Here is a 20,273-nt window from a genome sequence, read left to right as displayed (position 1 = left end):
AGCCATACGCGATTCCCCTGCCCCTCAAGGGGGGAGATTGGGAGCCGCAATCGCCCCGAATCACGCCCCCGCCGCCAGTTCTCCCGGCAGCTTTGCCGCCCAGTTGGTGATGCTGCCGGCGCCGAGAAGGACGACGAAGTCGCCGGGTTTGGCGATCTTGGCCACGGCGCCCGCAAGGCCGGATTCGTCGGCCAGATATTGCACGTCGCGGTGGCCGGCGGCCTTCATGCCGGTGACCAGCGTTTCGGCATCGAAGCCCGGGCGCGGGTCCTCGCCGGCGGCGTAAACCGGGGCGATGAACACGGTATCGGCATCGTTGAAGCAATTGGTGAAGTCCTCGAACAGGCTTTCCAGCCGCGAATAGCGGTGCGGCTGGTGGATGGCGATGATCCGGCCCTGACAGGCCTCGCGCGCCGCTCTCAGCACCGAACGAATCTCGACCGGGTGATGGCCATAATCGTCGAAGATCTGCGCGCCGTTCCATTCGCCGACCAGCGTGAATCGGCGCTTGACGCCGCCGAAGGCGGCCAGCCCCTTGCGGATATCCGCCTCGGAGATATGCAGCCGGTCGGCAACCGCGATCGCCGCCGTGGCGTTCGAGACATTGTGGCGGCCGGGCATCGGCAGGGAGAGATTTTCGAGCTTCACCGAAGGACGGCGGCGGCGACGGATATCGACATCGAAGATCGTGCGCGTGCCCTCGTTACGGATATTGGAAAAGCGCACATCAGCCTGACGGTTCTCGCCATAGGTCACGATCCGGCGATCCTCGATCTGGCCGACCAGCGTCTGAACTTCAGGATGATCGAGGCACATCACGCCGCAGCCGTAAAACGGCACGCTTTCGACGAACTGCCGGAAGGCCGCGCGCACGCCGTCAAACGTGCCGTAATGATCGAGATGTTCGGGGTCGATATTGGTGACAACCGCGATTTCGGCCGGCAGCTTGAGGAAGGTGCCGTCGGATTCGTCGGCCTCGACCACCATCCATTCGCCCTCGCCCATGCGCGCATTGGTGCCATAGGCATTGATGATGCCGCCATTGATGACGGTCGGGTCGAGCCCGCCGGCCTCCAGCAGCGTTGCCACCATCGAGGTGGTCGTGGTCTTGCCGTGGGTGCCGCCGATCGCGATCGCATCGCGGAAGCGCATCAACTCGGCCAGCATCTCGGCGCGGCGCACCACCGGCAGATGCCTTTCGCGCGCGGCGGTGAGTTCGGGATTGGCGCGTTTGATCGCGGAGGAGACGACCACGACCTCCGCGTCGCCCAGGTTTTCAGCCTTGTGGCCGATGAACACGGAAATGCCTTTGTCGCGCAGGCGCGCGACATTGGCGCTTTCGGCCTGATCCGAGCCCTGCACCTTGTAGCCGAGATTGTTCAGCACTTCGGCAATCCCGCTCATGCCGATGCCGCCGATCCCGACAAAATGGACCACGCCGATCGCTTCAGGCATTCTCATCAGTCAATTCCTTCAATCTTCCTGCCGCTCGCCAGCGCCTCGGCCATATCGGCGAGTCTTTGGGTGGAATCCGGGCGGCCGGCCGCGCGCGCGGCGGCGGCGGCGGTTTCAAGTTTTTCGGGATGCTCGATCGCATCCTTCAGAATTTCCGCGAAGCGCTCAGTCGTCAGTTCGGACTGGGGAACGACTTCTGCGCCGCCATTGCTGGCGACCAACGCCGCGTTTGCAGCCTGATCATGATCAAGCGCGTGGGGATATGGCACATAGATCGCCGGCCGGCCGATGACCGAAAGCTCCGAAACGGTGGACGCTCCGGAGCGGCACACGACAAGATGAGCACCGGCAATCCGTTCCGCCATGTTGCCGAAGAACGGTGAAATCTCCGCGGGCACACTGAGTTTCTCGAAGCGTTCGGTAACGGCTTCGACGTCTTCCGGGCGGGCCTGCTGGGTGACAGTGATGCGCCGGCGAAGCTCGTCTGGCAGCGCCGCAATCGCATCCGGCACAGCTTCGGCAAAGAAATGCGCGCCCTGGCTTCCGCCGAAAACCAGCAGGTTGAAGGTTTCGCCTTCGCTGCGCGCGGGATAAGGCGTGCTTGCCGCTTCCAGCACCGCCGGACGCACCGGGTTTCCGGTCTCGAATATCTTCGCGCCATGGGATTCCCCGGAACGGGTCAGAAAACCGCCAGCAATGGCGTTGACGCGTGGCGCCAGCATCTTGTTGGCCCGCCCCATCACCGCGTTCTGCTCATGCAGCATTGTCGGGATTCCGCCGCTCGATGCAGCATAGACCGGGGGCACCGTCGGATAGCCGCCGAAGCCGATCACGGCTGCCGGCCGGTACTGCGCGAAAAGCGCTCTGGCAACCCGCGATCCCTTGAACAAAGTGAAGCCGGCGCGAATGACGGAAATCGGGTTCTTCGATCCGATCGTCGCAGACGGCACGACATGGATTTTTTCGGCCGGAAACGTCCCGGCGAAACGCTCGGCACGGCTGTCTGTAACAAAGTGTACCTTGTGCCCGCGCGCAATCAGTTCATGGGCCAGAGCTTCAGCCGGAAATACGTGTCCGCCTGTACCCCCGGCAGCCAGGAAAAACAGTTTGCTTTCCATCATCTACTCCGCCGGTACGCCGCGCGGTCGGCCCGGCTCGAAGAAATGGTCCTGACGCGCGCGCTTGTCGGGGCGGTGGCGGGTCAGCGCCAGCACGAAACCTGCGCCGATGCAGGTTGCGATCATCGAGGAGCCGCCGGCCGAAATCAGCGGCAGCGTCATGCCCTTGGCCGGCATAAGCTGCAGCGCCACGCCGATATTGATCACCGACTGCATGCCGATCTGCAACACGAGGCCGGCAACCGCGAAGCGGGCGAAATCGTCGCGCTCGCGATAGGCGTGGCTGAGGCCGCGCAGCACGATGAAGGCGAAGATCGCGACGATGAACATGCAGAACAGAATGCCGAACTCCTCCGCCGCGACCGAAAACACGAAGTCGGTATGGCTGTCCGGCAGCCGCCGCTTGACGATCCCCTCGCCCGGCCCGAGGCCGAACAACCCGCCATTCTGGATCGCCTTGGCGGCAAGCTCGACCTGGAGGTTGTCGCCCTCCCCGGTCAGGAACCGGTCGATACGCGAGGTCACGTGCGGCAGCCAGGTATAGGCCGCCAGAATGCCCGCGACACCGGCGCCGCCGAGGCCCGCGATCCAGATCCAGGACATGCCCGCCATGAAGAAGATGCCGCCCCAGACGATGCCGAGAAGCACGGTCTGGCCGAAGTCCGGCTGGGCGATCAGCAGCACCGCGGAGACGATGAACAGCATGCCGGCGAACAGGTTGCCCGGGATTTCCGGATAACGCTGATGCTCGGCGAAGAGCCAGGCGCAGACCACCGCGAAGGCGGGCTTCAGGAATTCCGAGGGCTGCACCGAGAAGCCGGCAAGCACGATCCAGCGGCGCGAGCCATTGTTGGAGGTGCCGATGAACAGCGCCGCGACCATCGCCAGCAGCGAGCCGATGAGGATGATCACCGCAAGGCGGCGGATCATGCGCGGCGAGCAGAAGGACAGCGAAATCATCACCGCCAGCGACGGCACCAGGAAGATCGCGTGGCGGGTGACGAAGTGGAAACTGTCATAGCCGAGGCGTTCGGCAACGGCGGGCGAAGCGGCGAAGGAGAGCATGAAGCCGATGCCCATCAGCACGATGAAGGCCGCCAGCAACCATCGGTCGATGGTCCAGAACCAGTCTGCGATTGGGCCTCGCTGAACGCGACTGACCATGGATCAGGCCTCCTTGCCGGTTGCTGTAAACGGCTCGACGCCGTCAAGCGCCATCACGGCACTGACGAAGGCATCGCCGCGCTTTTCGAAATTCCGGTACTGGTCGAAGCTGGCGCAGGCCGGCGACAGCACCACCACCGGCGTCTCCGCCTTGCTTTTCGCCGCATCGTCCGCCGCTTGTTTGACGGCGTTTTCCAGCGTGCCGCAGATTACCGTGTCCGCAGCGCCCGCAAGCGTGGCCGAAAAGGCCTCCGCCGCCTCGCCGATCAGATAGGCGCGCGCGATCTTCGGGAAAAAGGGCGCGAGTGCGCCAATGCCGCCTTCCTTGGGGCGCCCGCCCGCGATCCAGTGGATATCGCTGAAGGTCTTCAGCGCCGGGGCCGACGCCTCGGCATTGGTGGCCTTGGAATCATTTACGAAAATCGTGGAGCCACGGCGCGCCACCGGCTGCATGCGGTGGGCAAGGCCCGGAAAGCTGGAAAGTCCATCGCGGATTTCGGCGTCGGTCAGACCAACCGCCCGGCAGGCCGCGATCGCGGCAGCAGTGTTCTGGCCGTTATGGGCGCCGCGCAGAACGGGGTGACTGGAAAGGTCCGCGACCAACGCGCCGTCTTCCACCGAAACAATCGCCCCGCCATCGAAGGCAAGCCCCCGGCTCAGGTGAGCGCGGTCGCAGGAAATCGAAACGACATCATGTCCGGCCTTTTCAAGCCGTTCGGCGATTGCCGTGCAATAGTCGTCGTCCGCGCCCACCACGGCCAGTTTCGCGCCGGCGACCAGCCGCTCCTTGATCGCGGCATAGCGCGTCATGTCGCCATGACGGTCGAGATGGTCGGGCGTGAGGTTCAGGAGCAGGCCGACATCGGCATCGAGCGTGGGCGCAAGATCGATCTGGTAGGACGAGCACTCGACGACGTAGATGCGGCCTGGCGCGAGCGGCGCGAGATCGAGCACGGCGCGGCCGATATTGCCACCGACCTCCACGTCGCGGCCCGCCGCCTTCAGGATATGGCCGATCAGCGCCGTGGTGGTCGATTTGCCATTGGTGCCGGTGATCGCGATCAGCTTGGCTTCGGGACATGTCGCCCGGCGTTCGCGCGCCAGAAGCTCGACATCGCCGATGATCTCGATGTCAGCAGTCTTGGCCTGCTCCACCACCCAGTGCGGTTTCGGATGCGTCAGCGGCACGCCGGGAGCAAGAACGAGCGCGGCAAACCCGCTCCAGTCCATATGCCGCAGATTGGCGATCGGAATGCCTTTTTCCGCGGCAATGCGGCAGCTCTCGGCGTTGTCGTCGAAGGCCGTTACCTGAGCGCCGCCGGCAATCAGCGCCAGCGCGGTCGCCATGCCCGAACCGCCAAGCCCGAACAGCGCGACCTTCTTGCCGGAAAACTGCGTGACCGCGATCATCGACCTACCTGAGCTTCAGCGTTGAAAGCCCGATCAGCGCGAGGCCGAAGGAGATGATCCAGAAACGGATCACCACCTGGCTTTCGGTCCAGCCGAGCTTTTCGAAATGGTGATGGATCGGCGCCATCAGGAATACGCGCCGCTTGGTGCGCCGGAAGACGGCGACCTGGATGATCACCGAGAGCGCTTCCAGCACGAAAAGCCCGCAGATGATCGCCATCACGATCTCGTGCTTGGTGGCGACCGCCACAGAGCCAATCAGCCCGCCAAGGGCCAGCGAGCCGGTATCGCCCATGAAGATCGCGGCCGGCGGCGCATTGAACCACAGGAACCCCATGCAGGCCCCGATCACGGCGGAGAGAAGCACCACCAGTTCGCCGGTGCCCGGCACGTAGTTGATCTGGAGATAGGTCGCGAACACGGTGTTGCCGACGACATAGGCGATCAGCGCGAAGGAGCCGGCGGCGATCATCACCGGCACGGTGGCGAGGCCATCAAGCCCGTCCGTGAGGTTGACCGAATTGCCGGCGGCGACGATCACGAAAGCGCCGAACGGGATGAAGAACCAGCCGAGGTCGATCACGAAGTCCTTGAAGAACGGAAAGGTCAGCGCCGAGCCGAGGGTCGCGCCGTCAATGCTGGCGAGATTGGCGGCATACATCATGAAAGCCACCGCGACGCCGGCGATGACAAATTCGAAGAACAGGCGGCGGCGGCCGGAAAAGCCCTTGTCGGACTGTTTGGTGACCTTGAGATAGTCATCGTAAAAACCGATCGCGCCGAAGCCGAGCGTCACCAGCAGCGTGGCCACCACATAGGCATTGGAAAGATCGGCCCACAACAGCGCGGAGCCGATGATGCCGGCCAATATCATCAGCCCGCCCATGGTCGGCGTGCCGGCCTTCTTGAAATGGGTCTGCGGCCCGTCGGCGCGGATCGGCTGGCCCTTGCCCTGGCGCAACCGCAGTGCTGCGATAATGCGCGGGCCGAACAGGAAGACGATCAGTGCCGAGGTGAATACGGCGGCGCCGGAGCGGAATGTGATGTAGCGGAACAGATTGAAAAACTGGAACCTGTCCGACAACTCCACGAGCCAAATCAGCATGAACGCCCCTTTCCAGAGAAGGCAGAGCGCGCGCCGTCATTCCCTTTCGGGCCACGGCGGGCGCAATCATTTATTGTTGTTCGCAGCATGTTGAACACCGGTATGCCACGAAATTGTTTACGCCCGGTTTACCCTTCCGCCGGATAGGTCTCGGTCAGTTTCTGAACGATGACGCCGAATCCCATTCCGTTTGACGACTTTAACATTATCGTGTCGCCAGCCGCGACAGAGCCAACGGCGAATTCAGCCAATTCGGCGGCGTTGTCGCGATATTCCACAACAATGCTTTCCGGCAGCGCCTCGCTGAGCGCCTGCATTTCCTCGCCGGCAAGCCAGACATCAGTCACGCCGGCCGCGACCAGCGGACCGGCGAGCGCCTCATGCGCCTCGCGGGCGTAATCGCCGAGTTCGAGCATGTCGCCGAGAACCGCGATCCGCCGGCCGGGCTCGTTGCCGGAGCCCAGAAGCTCGAGCGCCGCCCGCATCGAGGCCGGGTTGGCATTATAGCTTTCATCGATCAGCGTAAAGACGCCATCGGGCGCTTTCAGGCGTTGACGCCGCCCCCTGCCCTTCATCTGTTCGACGGTTTCGAACGCCTCAAGCGCGGCATGGACATCGCCGCCAGCCTCGGCGATCGCCGCAAGGGCCGCAAGCGCGTTTTCGGCCATATGCTGGCCCGGCAGGCCGAGGTTGAAGGCGGTCGGCTCCTCGGTCCCGAGCGCCGCCAGAACATGGCCCCGCTCGTTCTTCCTGTCGCTGACGGTGCGGTATTCGAGCAGCCGATAGTCGGCCTTGGCATGCTCGCCGAAGGAAACGACGCGGGCACCGTAGCGCCGGGCGACCCGCGCCAGCGTATCGAAGGCATCGATGTCGCGGTTGAGGATCGCAGCGCCGTCAGGCTCCAGGCCTTCCAAAATCTCGGCCTTGGCTGCGACGATTTCCTTGATGCCGGAAAAATTGCCGATATGGACCGGGGCGACGGTGGTGATCACCGCCACATGCGGGCGCACCATTTTCGTCAGCGGCCGGATCTCGCCGGAATGGTTCATGCCGATCTCGAACACGCCGAATTCGGTATCGGCCGGCATCCGGGCAAGGGTGAGCGGCACGCCCCAGTGGTTGTTGAACGAGGCGACGGCCGCATGAACCTTGCCGGAGGCCTTCAGCCCGGCGGCGAGCATTTCCTTCGTGCTGGTCTTGCCGACCGAACCGGTGACGGCGATGATGCGCGCGTCCGTGCGCGCCCTCGCCGCCATCGCCAGCCGGCCCATCGCCTCCAGCACATCGTCAACGACGATCATGCCGCAGGTCAGCCTTCCCAGCGCCGGCAGCTTGGCCTCGGACACGACCAGGAGCGTCGCGCCGTTCTTGGCGGCGAGGCCTGCGAATTTGTGGCCGTCGACCCGGTCGCCGGCGATGGCGAAAAACGCCTCGCCATGGGAGATCGTGCGGCTGTCGATGGAAATGCCCGAGACGCCTTCCGGCAGTTCGCCCACGGGACGCCCGTCCATGGCCTCGACCATTTCGGCTGATGTCCAAAGCAAACTCACGATGCGCGGCCCTCCAATGCCTTCTTGACTTCGGCAAGGTCGGAGAAGGGTCGGGTCACGCCGCCCGCCGTCTGCCCTTCCTCGTGTCCCTTGCCGGCTACGATCAGTGTATCGCCCGTCTTCAACAGGCCGACGGCATGGGCGATCGCCTCGGCCCGATCGCCGATCTCGGTCGCGCCGGGGGCCGCGGCCAGGATTTCCGAGCGGATTTCCGCGGGCACTTCTGAGCGCGGATTGTCGTCAGTGACGATCACGATATCGGCAAGCCGGGTGGCGATCTCGCCCATGATCGGACGCTTGCCCCGGTCGCGATCGCCGCCGCAGCCGAAGACCACGACGACCCGGCCGGTGGTGAACGGCCGCACCGCGGTGAGCACCTTTTCCAGCGCATCGGGCTTGTGGGCGTAATCGATATAGGCAAGCGCGCCGTTTCCGGCCTTGCCCGCAAGCTGAAGCCGGCCCGCCGCGCCTTCCACCTTTTCCAGCGCCAGAAGCGCGGTTCGGGCATCAACGCCGGTCGCAATCGCAAGACCGGCGGCGACCAGCGCGTTCGAAATCTGGAACTCGCCGGCAAGCGGCAGCCGCACCTCGTGGATCGTGCCGTCGTGCAGGATTTCGGCGAACTGGCTGTCACGCTTCTGCTCGACGCGCTTCAGCGCCAGAAATGCGCCCTTGCGGCCGACGGTGAGAACGCGCTGGCCCGCATTTTCCGCCGCGGCAATCGCACGATCCGACCATTCATCATCGGCGTTGATCACAGCTGGCGAACCTGCTGGCAGAACCCGCTCGAAAAGCTGCATCTTGGCCGCGAAATAATGCTCCACGGTCGGATGATAGTCCATGTGGTCGCGGCCGAGATTGGTGAACGCCCCGGCCGAAAGCCGCACGCCGTCGAGCCGGTACTGATCGAGCCCGTGGCTGGAGGCTTCCATCGCGCCATGGGTAACGCCGTCGCGGGCAAGCTCGGCAAGCAGTGCGTGAAGCGCCACCGGATCGGGCGTGGTCAGCGAGCCGTATTCCGTGCGGCCGGGAGCGGTCACGCCGGTGGTGCCGATCATGGCGGCGGCAAGGCCGGCATGGGCCCAGATTTGACGGGTGAAGGAGGCAACGGAGGTCTTGCCGGCCGTGCCGGTGACGGCCACCATGGCTTCCGGCTGCGCGTCATAGAAACGGGCGGCGGCGATCGCCAGAAAGGCGCGCGGATTGTCGACGGTCAGCACCGGGATGTGCGCGCCCTCGTGCGGCGAGGCGCTGATGGCGGCAACCGCGCCGCGCTGGGCGGCGTCATCGATGAAGGCAGCGCCATCCGCCTTGCTGCCGGCGATCGCCACGAACAGCGCGCCGGGCTCGGCCTTGCGGCTGTCGGCGGTCAGGGAGGTTATGTCGAGCGCGCCGGAGTTGCCGGCAAGCGCCGCATTCAGTTCGGGAAAGGCCGTTCCGGCGAGAGCGCTCAGTTTCATCGTATCAGTCTCTGTTCTGCACCCGGCGGGCCGGATGGCATGGCATCAGTAGGAAGCGAGGAGGGCTGCCCCTTCCGCGCCGAAATCGGGATCAACGCCGAGGATGGGCGCCGTCCGGCGAATGATCTCGCCATTCATCGGCCCGGCATTCCAGGCGGCCGTACGACCGGGGACCCCCTCGACCTTCTTGGCATCGTCAATCGTCACGAGGACGACATATTGCGGGTTGTCCATGGGAAATGCGGCAAGAAAAGCGTTGAAGTTGCGATCTTTCGAATATTTCCCATCGATAATCTTCTCCGACGTGCCGGTCTTGCCGCCAACGCGGTAGCCCGGCACCTGGCCGTTGCGGCCCGAGCCGTCCGTGCCGTTCAGCCTCAGCAGATAGCGCATCTTGTCGCTGGTTTCCTGGGAAACCACGTGCTTGGCGATCCGGTCGGCCTCCTCTTGGCTGCGCGGCAGGAAGGTCGGCGTCAGAAGCTTGCCGCCATTGACCAGCGCCGCCGCGGCGGCTGCCGTCTGCAGCGAGGTCGTGGTCACGCCCTGGCCGAAGGAGACGGTCGCGGAGAAGACGCCGCCCCATTTCTGCGGCCGCTGGGGCGTTCCCGCGCCGCCGATCTCGGTGTCCATCTTGTCGAGCAGGCCGAGATTTTCCAGGAAGGTGCGCTGGTAATCCGGACCGACGGCGGCGGCGATACGCGACGCGGCGATATTGGAGGAATAGGTGAAGACCTCCGGATAGGTGAGAATCCGGTTCTGGGCATGGTCGTCGCGAATGCGCGAGCGGCCGAAGATCAGCGGCGTCTTCGCATCCACAAGGCTGTTCATGTTGAACTTGCCGGATTCCAGCCCCATCGCCAGCGTGAAGGCCTTGAAGGTCGAACCCATTTCGTAAACGCCGGTGATCGCGTCGTTCAGCATGCGCGGATCGGTCGCCGGCGGCGGATTGTTCGGATCGAAATCGGGCACCGATGCGAGCGCAATGATCTCGCCGGTGTTGACGTCGAGAACCGTTCCAGTCGCGCCGATGGCGTGGAACTTGTTGACGCCTTCCACCAGAACGTCGCGCAGGATGCTCTGGACGCGTAGGTCGATCGAGGTTTCGAACGGCTTCAGGTCCATCGCGCCGGAGAGGCCGAGGCCCATCAGACCGGAAATCCCGTCGGTCCTGTCCATATAGCGTTCGATGCCGGACAGGCCGCGATTGTCGATATCGACAAGGCCGAGAATATGTGCCGCCTGCGGGCCGCCGGGATAGAAGCGATGCACCTCCGGGCGGAAGCCGACGCCGGGCACGCCGGCGGCCAGCACCTGGCTCTGCTGCTTGGGCGTGATCTGGCGCTTCAGCCAGACGAATTCGCCCTTGGAGTTTAGCAGCCGGTAGGCGCGCTTGGCATCGAGATCGGGGAAGATCGGCAGCAGCGCGTCGAGAACGTCGTCGGCACTGGTGATCATCGAGGGGTCGGCGTAAAGCGACATCATCCGGACGTCGGTGGCAAGCACCGCGCCGTTGCGGTCCACGATATCCGGGCGGCGCGCCAGCGTCAGCGGCATCGCCGCGCGGGCAACCGCGCCATCATCCTTGGCCAGCGAATAGTGCACCAGCCGCCCGCCGATCACGGCATAGACGGCGACAAAAGCGAAGGTGACGAAGCCGACGCGGCTGCGCGCCAGATTGACCCGTTTCTTTGCCGTGCCCTGGAACACGTCGGGCCGCGCTGCATCTTCCGTGGCCTTCGCAGCACGACGCGCCTTGGGCTTCAGCTTGGGCTTCAGCTTGGGCTTCAGTTTGAGGATGCCGGGGAGCTTGATCATGGTGTCACCGATCCGGTTATGACGATATCCGTGCCGTCGGGGGCGTCGCCAGCCATCAGCGGCGGCAGTTCCTCTTCGACGGGCTCGGCTTTGATTGGGGGAAGCTGGTCGAGCGTCGCGATCTGCTCCGGTTCGGCCGGGTGCAGGTTGAGCTCGGCTGCGAAGAACTCGGCAAGCCGGGCCATGCGGGCGGGCTGGGTCAAGAGCGCCTCGTCGGCCTTCAACAGGTCGATATTGTTCTGCTCCAGCGCGATCTGGTCGTCGAGCGCGCGGACCTCGTCATAGGTCGCCTCGACGCTGTATTTGATCGTGTAGGTGACCGTCGCGGTCGCGACCATGACCAGAATGAGGATGAGATCGAGCGGACGAAGCATCAGGCGCCTCCAAGGCGGGAAATATCGGCAAGGGACGGAAGGCCGAAGGCATCGAGCCCGGTTTCGGGCGCAGGCGCCCCGGTGCGGATCGCGACCCTGAGCTTGGCCGAGCGCGCGCGCGGGTTCTCCGCGGCCTCGGCCTCGCTCGCGGCAATCATGGCCTTGCCCGACTGATCGAAAAGAGCGGGCGCGGGCGCGACCTCCGGCAGATGGCGCGAGCCGCCGGCCTTGCCGAGACGCGCCGAAATGAACTGCTTGACGATCCGGTCCTCGAGCGAGTGAAAAGTGACCACCGCCAGCACGCCGCCCGGCTTCAAGGCCCGTTCGGCCGCCAGCAGCGCGCCGGCCAGTTCGCCGAGTTCGTCATTCACATAGACGCGGAGCGCCTGGAACACACGGGTTGCCGGATGGATCTTGTCCTTGGCGCGGCGCGGGGTGACGATCTCGATCAGGCCAGCGAGGTCGCGCGTGGTCGCAAACGGCTCTTCGGCGCGCTTCTTCTCGATCGCGCGGGCGATGCGGCCGGCGTTCTTTTCCTCGCCGAGAATGCCGAAAATCCTTATCAGATCACCGACCTTCGCCCGATTGACGACATCGGCGGCGGAAACGCCCTCACCCGACATGCGCATGTCGAGCGGGCCGTTTTTCTGGAAGGAGAAGCCGCGCTCGGCCTCGTCGATCTGCATGGAGGAGACGCCGATATCGAGAACCACGCCATCAAGTCCGCCTTCGGGCGCAAAGCGATCGAGCGTAGAGAAACGGGCGTGATGCAGAGACAGGCGCGGGTAACGGGCGAGAAGATCGCCGGCCGCGGCAATCGCGTTCGGATCGCGGTCGAGACCGATAACCTCGGCGCCCTCCTCCAGCAGCGCGCTGGAATAGCCGCCCGCGCCGAACGTGCCGTCGAGAATGATCTTGCCGGGCGCCGGCTTCAATTGAGCCAGCACCTCGACAAGCATAACCGGAATGTGACGAACCGGTCCGCCATCGGCATCGATTGTGCCAGGATTCCCCGCCATTCCGTTTCCCCGTTTCATCAGGCGCCCGCCCGCCCGCCGAGACGGGCCTTGCGCGCTTGCGCCTGCGCTTCCTGAAATGCCTGCGGCTCCCAAAGCTGGAAGTGATCCGCCCGCCCCACAAATGTGACCTCCGTATCGATGCCGGTGAAATCGCGGATGAAGTCCGTGACCATCAACCGCCCCTCGGCATCGAGTTTCGCGAACACGCCGCCGCCATGGATCAGCAGCGACATGCTGTTTGCTTCCGCCGAGAACGGGTCCTCCTGGTCGATCTGCCGCTCGAAACGGTCGAGCAGATCGGGACCGCCGATGCTGATTGCCGGGAAGACGAAATCCTGGAAGCAGTAGAGCTCCGTGATATTCCGCTCCGCCAGCACCGTGCGAAACACCGCAGGCACCGACACCCTTCCCTTGGCGTCGACCTTCTTGGTCGCGTTGGACAGAAACCGGTTCATTACGCGCTACTACCGACGTCTCAAGCAGTCCTTCGCAGACCGCCAACCCAAAGGAATACCCTGGAAAACCAAACCGCCCGACGGGCGAACTCAGCATGAAATACAAACACTTGAAGCCATCGCGCTGCCCGGAAGCCGCATCTGCACCGGACGGCGAATTTATGCTTAATGGGATAACATGGGCAGATTTGGGCGTCAATGGGATAAGCCGTTATTAACCGTGTCGACAGCGCTTCCGGAAAGGCTGATTCTATCAGCCGGCCCTTAACGAAAGCTTTCGTCGCGGCATGCGAAACGGTGCGCCCAAGCGCCCGTTTTTGAATGAAAAAAGGAAATAACCAGTTGGCCTGTAAGCCGGGTTCTGTATGGCTTTGCGGTTGCCCGCAAAACGTGGCGGCCATTCATCTGGGACAGCACTTGCGCGCTGCCTCTCGCAACCCACCCGGATGACCGGCCTGGAAACAGGCTGGCGTCAAGCGCCGCGTCATCCCTATTCGGTTTTGCTCCCGGTGAGGTTTACCGTGCCGCCATGCGTTGCCGCCGGCGCGGTGGGCTCTTGCCCCACCCTTTCACCCTTACCCGGCCAAAGCCGGGCGGTTTGCTTTCTGTGGCACTGTCTCTGGGGTCGCCCCCGCCGGACTTTCTCCGGCACCGTGTTTCCGTGGAGCCCGGACTTTCCTCACCCTGCCGCCTTTCGGCATTGGCAAAGCGCGGCCGCCCGGCCAACTGGTCGGGCCTCTCTAGTGCGTTTTGTACGATAAAGAAAGGGATTATGAGAAGGACGGCGCGAAATCGACCGGGTAGCCCTCGCCCGCAAGCGAACCTTGCGCCATCAGCACCGCGCCCAGCCGGCCGATCTCGTCGGAGCTCTTGGCGGCCGCGCCGCAGCCGGCCGTCAGCACCGCGATCCGGGGCGATGGCGAGAAGCCGATCATCGGATAGCCGGACGGCGAATAGCTCGTCACGCAGGTGCCGGTTTCCGATTGCAGCACCTTCAGCTTCGGCATCAGGTCGCAGATGATCCGGGTCAGATGCTCGCGCGTGGCGTTATGCCCCGTCGAGCGGAACCAGTCGCGGATATCCGCCTCGCTTGAAAGCGGCACATCATCGGGGTCGCCGCCGATCTTGATATACCAGCGGCCATCGGGATAGCGGATCGGCGGCAGCAGATAGATGCCGTCCTCGTCGAATTCCGCTTTGTAGATCAGACTGGGCATGGCCGAAAGCGACCGCGCCTCCTCCTCATCCACCTCGAAATAGGCCACGGTGCGGGCAAAGACGGTGAGGTCGATCTTCGCCGGCAGAAGCTTCTCGCTGATGGTGAAGCCGCCGGCGGCCACCAGCACCTTGTCGGCGGTCAACGTCTCGCCGGCATCGGTGGTGACGCTGACCCGCGCGCCGCCATCGCTCACCTCGGTTACGGTCGCGGCGATCACCTCCGCCCCGGCCTTTCTGGCGAGAAGGGACTGCGCGGCCACAAGCCGTCGCGGCGAGATGTAACCCGCCCGTCGCGGTTCGAACACACCCTCCGTTTTGGGCGCGAAGGAGAAGTAGGGGAATTTCTCCAGAAGCCCCGCGCCGTCCACGATTTCGGCGGTGGCCCCGCATTGTCCGGCGGCATCCATGATGGTTTCGACATAGCGCCCGCGCGAGCGCCCCGGCCCGACGATCAGCGCGCCGACCTCGCCGAAGAAATCGATGCCGCTGTCGCGCTCGATGTCGCGGTAACGGGCAATCGAACGGTTGGCGAGCCGCGCCCAGACCGGATTTCGGTCGATGGTGCGGGTAATGCGGCCCTCATCGTAATGGCTGGCGAAGACGCCGGTATGCTCGGCCTTGTCCACCGGCTCATCCGGCCCGATGACGGCGACGCCCTCCTCCATGCCTGCCAGATGGCGCGCGGCAGCCGCGCCCATCAGACCGCGACCGATGATGATTGTCCTGAAATGTCGTGTCATGACCCGCTCTCTGGAAATTTGCCGAAGCTTCACCGAGCCGGGCCGGCAATGCAAGGGAAAGATAACGAAGCCGGGTCAGGGCCCGGCGTCATAGAGCGTGAATTGGGTGTCGCTCAGCGCTTCGGGCGGGTCTTCGAGATTGGCCTCGTAGATCGGATCAATGAGATAGTGCTTCAGCACGAAACTGCCCTTCTCCAGCGTCCAGCGCCCGGTGGAATAGGCATCTCCCAGCCCGCGCCATTTCTCGAAGGTGGAGATCGTGTTGGTCTCCGGATCGAATTCCGAATTGACCAGGATCGTGCCGGCGGTAAACCCGGTCACAGTCGGATCGCGGACAAGCTTGGTATAGGTGTCGTCGCCGGGCTCATAATCGAGGGAGAAGGCGGGCGTCGCGAAGGATACGATCTCGCCTTCTTCCGGAAATCCGTCCTCGCGAGCAAAGACATAGGCCACGGCCACGTTATAGGCGCCGAGCCCGCAGGTGATCTGGTAGAGCCGCCCCTTCACATCCTCCACCGTCCCGTCGTAGCGGGTCTCCGGCCAGGACACGTTGAACGTCTGATCCTCGAGCCCGTCGAAGCGTTCGGCAAGATCGCTCTCGCACTGGCCGGGAAGGGCGGCTGTGACCATGGCCTTCGCGGTCGCAAGGCCGTCATCGGCGGCAAAGGCGGGAACTACAGGGAGGAAGGTGGCAGCCAGCAGCAGGCGGATAGGCGCGGCGCTCATATCACGCCGCCTTCAATTCGCGCTCGATCGCCTCATAGGCCGCGTTGATGCGGGCCATGCGGTCATTGGCGGCGGCGTGGAATTCCTTCGGCACGCCGCGCGCGATCAGCCGGTCGGGATGGTTTTCGGCCACCAGCGCCCGGTAGCGGCTGCGGATGGTCTTGAAGTCATCATTGCGGGAAACGCCGAGCACGCCGTAAGGATCGCGGTCGCCCATATCCATATGGCGCGCGCAGATGGTCTGGAAACGCGCCTCGCTGATGCCGAAGATTTCGGCGACATGGGCCAGGAAATCCAGCTCCTTCTCGTGGATGCTGCCGTCGGCCTTGGCGATGTGGAACAGGCCGTCAATCACCTCTTCCAGCAGCGGGCAGCCCTCCTCGCCATCCGAGCAGAGCCCCTTCAGCTTGCGCGCATAGGCATCATAACCGGCGATATCCTGCCGGGCGAGATTATAGAGCCGGGCGACATTGACGCGCTCTTCCTCCGGGATTTCGAAAATCTCGTGGAAGGCGGCAACCTCTTCCATGGTCACGAATCCATCGGCCTTCGCCATCTTCGCCGAAAGCGCGATCAATGAGACGGAAAACGCCACCTGGCGGCGGGTTTCGGGGTCGCCCTCGAACAGCGTGCGCACGGCCTCGACCACGCCCGAAAGGACGTTGCCGGCGGACTGGCTGACGAAATGGACCAGTTTTTCCCAGAATGACATTCAACAGGCTCCCGGCGGTGCGACCCGCCTTCTCAAGAATCGCCAGATTGGACAAAAACGGCGGCGCATGCAAGTCGAACCGACCGGTTCAATCAGAAATTTTCCGTGATCGCGCTGCGACATTTTCGCCCCACCCCGCGCGCGCTCCGGAGCCGCGCCCGCCTTTTCCGATTGCCTGCCCGGCAAGCGGGTGGCTATAGACATTGGCAGGGACGCTTGACCGGGAGACTTCGCGCCATGGAACGCAAGAATACATTCAACCTTGGCTATTTTCTGGTGGCCTTCCTGATCGTGATCGGGTTTCAGCTCTGGTTTACGTCGCGCGACGTCGCGCGGATCAGCTATTCCGAGATGATCAGCTATATCGAAAAGGGCCAGGTCCAGTCGGTCGCGATCGCCGAAAACACGATCGAGGGCAAGTTCAAGACGGCGGTGGACGGCAAGGAATATTTCGTCACCTACCGCGTTCCGCAGGAGCTTGCGGTCGACTTCGACAAGTACAAGGTCGATGTCACCGGCGTTCCCGACCATTCGCTTCTGACACAGATCCTCTCCTGGGTGCTGCCGATCGTGATCTTCTTCGCGATCTGGGCATGGTTCTTCCGCAAGTTCGCGGAAAAGCAGGGCATGGGCCTCGGCGGCATGATGAATATCGGCAAGTCCAAGGCCAAGATCTATGTCGAGCGCGACACCGGCGTGACCTTCGATGACGTCGCCGGCGCCGACGAGGCCAAGGTGGAACTCAAGGAGGTCGTCTCCTTCCTCACCGAACGCGAGAAATACGGCCGGCTCGGCGCGCATATTCCGAAAGGTCTGCTTCTGGTCGGCCCGCCCGGCACCGGCAAGACGCTGATCGCCAAGGCGGTCGCGGGCGAAGCGGGCGTCACCTTCTTCTCGATCTCGGGCTCGGAATTCGTCGAAATGTTCGTCGGCGTGGGTGCTGCGCGCGTGCGCGACCTGTTCAAGCAGGCCCGCGAAATGGCGCCCTGCATCATCTTCATCGACGAGCTGGATGCGCTGGGCCGCGCCCGCAATTCCTTCGGCATGGGCGGCAATGACGAGAAGGAGCAGACGCTGAACCAGCTTCTGGTCGAACTCGACGGTTTCGATCCCGCCGCCGGCATCGTCATTCTGGCCGCCACCAACCGGCCGGAAGTCCTCGACCCGGCGCTGACGCGCGCGGGCCGCTTCGACCGGCAGGTGGTGATGGACCGGCCCGACCGGGGAGGACGCGAGGCAATCCTCGCCGTGCACATGAAAAAGATCCGGCTTGCCGAGGATGTCGATGCCGGCCAGGTTGCGGCGCTGACGCCGGGCTTTTCCGGCGCCGACCTCGCCAACCTCGTCAACGAGGCCGCGATCTTCGCGACAAGGCGCGGCGGCGAGAAGGTGACGATGGAGGATTTCACCCAGGCCGTGGAGCGCACGGTGGCCGGCTCGGAACGGCGCGGCCGCCTGCTGAACCCGGACGAGCGCGAACGCGTCGCCTTCCACGAAATGGGCCATGCGCTGGCCGCCGCCGCGCTCCCCAAGACCGATCCGGTGCACAAGATCTCGATCATCCCTCGCTCGATCGGCGCGCTCGGCTACACCATGCAGCGCCCGACCGAGGACCGGTTCCTGATCACCGCAGGCGAATTGCGCGACCGCATGGTGGTGCTGCTCGCCGGGCGCGCCGCGGAAGACATCGTCTACGGCGAAATCTCCACCGGCGCCTCCGACGACCTCGCCCGCGTCACCGACATCGCCCGGCAATATGTCATGAGCTTCGGCATGGACCCCGATATCGGCCAGGCCGCACTTGAGCAGAAGCGCGCGCAATATATGCCCGAGGCCCCCGGCATGGGCGGCGCCAAGGACTATTCCGACGTCACCGCCCGCGAGATCGACCTCGCGATCCGCAAGCTGATCGACGAGGCCTATGAGCGGGCGAAACAAGTCCTGAACCAGCGCCGCAAGGACCTGGACGACGGCGCCCGCATGCTGCTCGAAAAGGAAACCATCACCCCGGCCGATTTCCCGCCGCTGGTCCAGCAACCGCTGGCGCAGGCGCGGGTGCTGTCATAACCGTGAACGCGTTGCTCCGCCCCGAAAGTCCCGACCGCGACCGTCTTCGCGCTTCAGGCCAGCACATGCACCGAAAAGCAAAATTAGTGACCAAAATGCACCACGAACCATAAGATAGCCGAACTAAAACCTTAGATTGTATACTTGATATATTGCAATCAAAATCCTGCCTGACATTCTTTTCCCGACCTAAGATATGGAGAGGAAAGGCGATGTGCGGATCAGCTTATGGACTCGGCAGACATCCAAATTCCGTGGGCCCTTGCCGGCAATTTCTGATGTCAGCCACTTCGGCGCTGGCGCTGACAGTGTTTGCAATTGCGATGACGGCGGAAGACGCGCGGGCGGACGACGAATGCGGCCAGCCCACTTCCGTCACCTATTGCAACGGCGCGGCTTACAACGACATTACCTACCAAAGCGGCACCAATCTGGTCCTCAACAACGCTGCCATGGTTGTCATTGGCGATATCAATGTCGGATCGGGCATACTGGGAGCCAAGCCTGCGACGATCACGACGACCTCATACCTGAGCCTTGGCGGCGCACTCAACGTCATTTCGATGAATACGGATGCCAGCCTTCAGATAACCGAAGGTTCGAGCGATGGTTCCAGCATCATCGCCGGCCCCCTCACCGCAACAACGACCGGTCGCGGCAATGCCATCGCCAACATCCAGGGTGGGACCATTTCCGTAACGGACTTCTACAACGCCGTCACTGCTCTGGCTCAAGGGAGCGGGGATGCGATTGTCAATATTTCAGGAAACGCCTCGATTGAGGCGGAGATCAGCAAAACAGCCATTCTGGCCAACAATACCGGCTCGGGAGCAGCTAACATATCCATGACTGCGGGGAACGTCGCCGGAATTGTCGAGGCACGCGGCATCGATGGCTCCATCGATATCTCGGGGGGAGAGATTACCGGAGGCATTATCGCCGCGTCCGATGGCGGAGATTTTTCAATATCCCTCACTGGAGGAACGTTGACTTATCTATACGATGTTTTCGAGGATGACGATTTTGACGAAGTCATCGCTTTGGACGTTGGTGGGAACGGGAGCGTTCCCCATTCGTCAATTCACATCGACGGCGCGACTGTAAGGTCATCTACCAATGTCTTTATTGGTATTTTTTCAGATGCCACTACCGTATCCGGCAGCACCAACAAGATCGTCATAGACAATACGTCGGGAGAGACTTATCTGGAAACCGCCGTTCTCGTGGATGTGGATCGCGCAGGCACCGCCACTATCGAATTCAATGGGGGGGCCTTATACTATACTACGACCAACAGCCAAATAAACGCGGCATTATCGGCCTTCGCTGACGAGGAAGACGCCTCCGTTACCATCAAAGGCGGCACCATCTCTGCCGTAGGCATCCCTTCACAAAGACCATTGATGATCGGCGCGCAGGCGGTCAGCTTTGGCGGCAGCATGGCAACGGTTTCCATGAGCGGAGGCGAGGTTATTGTCACAGGCGCTAAAGCATACGGCCTCATGACTCAGGATTTCGAAACCTTTAATGGTTTCGGCGATTCGACGCTTTCCATGACAGGCGGCACGCTCCGCGTGACCGCGGCTGGCCCGGATGTGACCGGCGAGCTAATCGTGGATTCGTCGGCTATCTACATACCAAGCAAAAATACTCCCGGGTTGAACAATAAGATATCGGTAAGCGGAGGCACGATAACCGCTACCAATGCAAATGGAATCCTGGCTTACGTGAACGATGACACAACCACGACGATTGATCTGACAAGCGGAAATCTCACCGTCGATTACAAAGGCGTGCACGAGGGCTACGGCGTTGCGATCAGCGGGCCCACTATGCCGGATAAGTCTTCGGCGTCGGGTGTAACAGAGGTGGCTCGGTTTATCTG

16 protein-coding genes and 1 other RNA gene are annotated in these 20,273 nt (G+C 63.3%); 2 read left to right on the top strand and 15 right to left on the bottom strand.

Annotated features, from left to right (window positions below):
• Positions 1-60 precede the first annotated feature (60 nt).
• The 15 genes from murC to B4E36_RS09970 all read right to left on the bottom strand — a co-directional run bounded on the left by murC (position 61) and on the right by B4E36_RS09970 (position 16,321).
• The gene (murC, locus tag B4E36_RS10040; RefSeq protein ID WP_345900304.1) at positions 61-1,461 is read right to left on the bottom strand and encodes a UDP-N-acetylmuramate--L-alanine ligase; all 1,401 of its coding nucleotides are present in this window, start codon (positions 1,459-1,461) and stop codon (positions 61-63) included.
• Positions 1,461-2,573: an undecaprenyldiphospho-muramoylpentapeptide beta-N-acetylglucosaminyltransferase gene (murG, locus tag B4E36_RS10035; RefSeq protein ID WP_292056588.1), complete on the bottom strand. Its 1,113-nt coding sequence runs from the start codon at positions 2,571-2,573 to the stop codon at positions 1,461-1,463. Before murG ends, murC begins: the two co-directional genes overlap by 1 nt.
• Before the next feature lie 3 nt (positions 2,574-2,576).
• The gene (gene ftsW / locus B4E36_RS10030; protein WP_018063601.1) at positions 2,577-3,737 is read right to left on the bottom strand and encodes a putative lipid II flippase FtsW; all 1,161 of its coding nucleotides are present in this window, start codon (positions 3,735-3,737) and stop codon (positions 2,577-2,579) included.
• Between the two features lie 3 nt (positions 3,738-3,740).
• Positions 3,741-5,147, bottom strand: a complete 1,407-nt coding sequence (gene murD / locus B4E36_RS10025) for a UDP-N-acetylmuramoyl-L-alanine--D-glutamate ligase (RefSeq protein ID WP_292056586.1) — start codon at positions 5,145-5,147, stop codon at positions 3,741-3,743.
• A gap of 4 nt (positions 5,148-5,151) precedes the next feature.
• On the bottom strand, positions 5,152-6,252 hold the full coding sequence (gene mraY, locus B4E36_RS10020; RefSeq protein WP_018063603.1) for a phospho-N-acetylmuramoyl-pentapeptide-transferase: 1,101 nt from the start codon (positions 6,250-6,252) through the stop codon (positions 5,152-5,154).
• Positions 6,253-6,380: 128 nt separating this feature from the next.
• The gene (locus tag B4E36_RS10015; RefSeq protein WP_345900303.1) at positions 6,381-7,802 is read right to left on the bottom strand and encodes a UDP-N-acetylmuramoyl-tripeptide--D-alanyl-D-alanine ligase; all 1,422 of its coding nucleotides are present in this window, start codon (positions 7,800-7,802) and stop codon (positions 6,381-6,383) included.
• On the bottom strand, positions 7,799-9,262 hold the full coding sequence (locus tag B4E36_RS10010) for a UDP-N-acetylmuramoyl-L-alanyl-D-glutamate--2,6-diaminopimelate ligase (protein ID WP_292056581.1): 1,464 nt from the start codon (positions 9,260-9,262) through the stop codon (positions 7,799-7,801). Before B4E36_RS10010 ends, B4E36_RS10015 begins: the two co-directional genes overlap by 4 nt.
• Positions 9,263-9,307: 45 nt before the next feature.
• Positions 9,308-11,077: a peptidoglycan D,D-transpeptidase FtsI family protein gene (locus tag B4E36_RS10005; protein ID WP_292056579.1), complete on the bottom strand. Its 1,770-nt coding sequence runs from the start codon at positions 11,075-11,077 to the stop codon at positions 9,308-9,310.
• Complete coding sequence (gene ftsL / locus B4E36_RS10000; RefSeq protein WP_292056577.1) at positions 11,074-11,451, bottom strand: cell division protein FtsL; 378 nt, start codon at positions 11,449-11,451, stop codon at positions 11,074-11,076. Before ftsL ends, B4E36_RS10005 begins: the two co-directional genes overlap by 4 nt.
• Positions 11,451-12,470: a 16S rRNA (cytosine(1402)-N(4))-methyltransferase RsmH gene (gene rsmH / locus B4E36_RS09995; protein ID WP_292056575.1), complete on the bottom strand. Its 1,020-nt coding sequence runs from the start codon at positions 12,468-12,470 to the stop codon at positions 11,451-11,453. Before rsmH ends, ftsL begins: the two co-directional genes overlap by 1 nt.
• A gap of 17 nt (positions 12,471-12,487) precedes the next feature.
• Positions 12,488-12,925, bottom strand: a complete 438-nt coding sequence (gene mraZ, locus B4E36_RS09990; protein WP_018063609.1) for a division/cell wall cluster transcriptional repressor MraZ — start codon at positions 12,923-12,925, stop codon at positions 12,488-12,490.
• A gap of 334 nt (positions 12,926-13,259) precedes the next feature.
• An RNA gene (gene rnpB, locus B4E36_RS09985) (RNase P RNA component class A) lies at positions 13,260-13,655 on the bottom strand.
• 40 nt (positions 13,656-13,695) lie between these two features.
• Positions 13,696-14,883 carry an NAD(P)/FAD-dependent oxidoreductase gene (locus tag B4E36_RS09980; RefSeq protein ID WP_292056572.1) on the bottom strand — a complete coding sequence of 396 codons (1,188 nt, stop codon included), beginning with the start codon at positions 14,881-14,883 and terminating at the stop codon, positions 13,696-13,698.
• 75 nt (positions 14,884-14,958) lie between these two features.
• A complete protein-coding gene (locus B4E36_RS09975) occupies positions 14,959-15,609 on the bottom strand; it encodes a DUF1176 domain-containing protein (RefSeq protein WP_292056570.1) in 651 nt (216 codons plus the stop codon).
• Between the two features lies 1 nt (position 15,610).
• Entirely contained in the window at positions 15,611-16,321 is a 711-nt protein-coding gene (locus B4E36_RS09970) for a J domain-containing protein (protein WP_018063612.1), read from the bottom strand.
• Positions 16,322-16,558: 237 nt separating this feature from the next.
• Here B4E36_RS09970 and ftsH point away from each other — a divergent pair, with 237 nt between their 5' ends.
• Together ftsH and B4E36_RS09960 are read left to right on the top strand one after the other, a co-directional pair.
• Positions 16,559-18,388, top strand: a complete 1,830-nt coding sequence (gene ftsH / locus B4E36_RS09965) for an ATP-dependent zinc metalloprotease FtsH (RefSeq protein ID WP_292056566.1) — start codon at positions 16,559-16,561, stop codon at positions 18,386-18,388.
• A gap of 278 nt (positions 18,389-18,666) precedes the next feature.
• On the top strand, positions 18,667-20,273 hold a 1,607-nt coding region (locus B4E36_RS09960; protein ID WP_345900302.1), incomplete at its 3' end, for a hypothetical protein.

Origin of the sequence: Martelella sp. UBA3392 (assembly GCF_002358775.1) — a bacterium.
GTDB lineage: Bacteria > Pseudomonadota > Alphaproteobacteria > Rhizobiales > Rhizobiaceae > Martelella > Martelella mediterranea.
The sequence above is the reverse complement of the archived record's forward strand: the minus strand, read 5'-3'. Positions and strand labels throughout refer to the sequence as shown.

What these genes read in the sequence shown, in the direction of transcription:
- murG (WP_292056588.1), bottom strand. Translation starts at nt 2,573, where the DNA reads ATGGAAAGCAAACTGTTTTTCCTGGCTGCCGGGGGTACAGGCGGACAC.
- mraZ (WP_018063609.1), bottom strand. Translation starts at nt 12,925, where the DNA reads ATGAACCGGTTTCTGTCCAACGCGACCAAGAAGGTCGACGCCAAGGGA.
- murC (WP_345900304.1), bottom strand. Translation starts at nt 1,461, where the DNA reads ATGAGAATGCCTGAAGCGATCGGCGTGGTCCATTTTGTCGGGATCGGC.
- ftsW (WP_018063601.1), bottom strand. Translation starts at nt 3,737, where the DNA reads ATGGTCAGTCGCGTTCAGCGAGGCCCAATCGCAGACTGGTTCTGGACC.
- murD (WP_292056586.1), bottom strand. Translation starts at nt 5,147, where the DNA reads ATGATCGCGGTCACGCAGTTTTCCGGCAAGAAGGTCGCGCTGTTCGGG.
- B4E36_RS09980 (WP_292056572.1), bottom strand. Translation starts at nt 14,883, where the DNA reads ATGACACGACATTTCAGGACAATCATCATCGGTCGCGGTCTGATGGGC.
- mraY (WP_018063603.1), bottom strand. Translation starts at nt 6,252, where the DNA reads ATGCTGATTTGGCTCGTGGAGTTGTCGGACAGGTTCCAGTTTTTCAAT.
- ftsH (WP_292056566.1), top strand. Translation starts at nt 16,559, where the DNA reads ATGGAACGCAAGAATACATTCAACCTTGGCTATTTTCTGGTGGCCTTC.
- ftsL (WP_292056577.1), bottom strand. Translation starts at nt 11,451, where the DNA reads ATGCTTCGTCCGCTCGATCTCATCCTCATTCTGGTCATGGTCGCGACC.
- B4E36_RS09975 (WP_292056570.1), bottom strand. Translation starts at nt 15,609, where the DNA reads ATGAGCGCCGCGCCTATCCGCCTGCTGCTGGCTGCCACCTTCCTCCCT.
- rsmH (WP_292056575.1), bottom strand. Translation starts at nt 12,470, where the DNA reads ATGGCGGGGAATCCTGGCACAATCGATGCCGATGGCGGACCGGTTCGT.
- B4E36_RS09970 (WP_018063612.1), bottom strand. Translation starts at nt 16,321, where the DNA reads ATGTCATTCTGGGAAAAACTGGTCCATTTCGTCAGCCAGTCCGCCGGC.
- B4E36_RS10005 (WP_292056579.1), bottom strand. Translation starts at nt 11,077, where the DNA reads ATGATCAAGCTCCCCGGCATCCTCAAACTGAAGCCCAAGCTGAAGCCC.
- B4E36_RS10010 (WP_292056581.1), bottom strand. Translation starts at nt 9,262, where the DNA reads ATGAAACTGAGCGCTCTCGCCGGAACGGCCTTTCCCGAACTGAATGCG.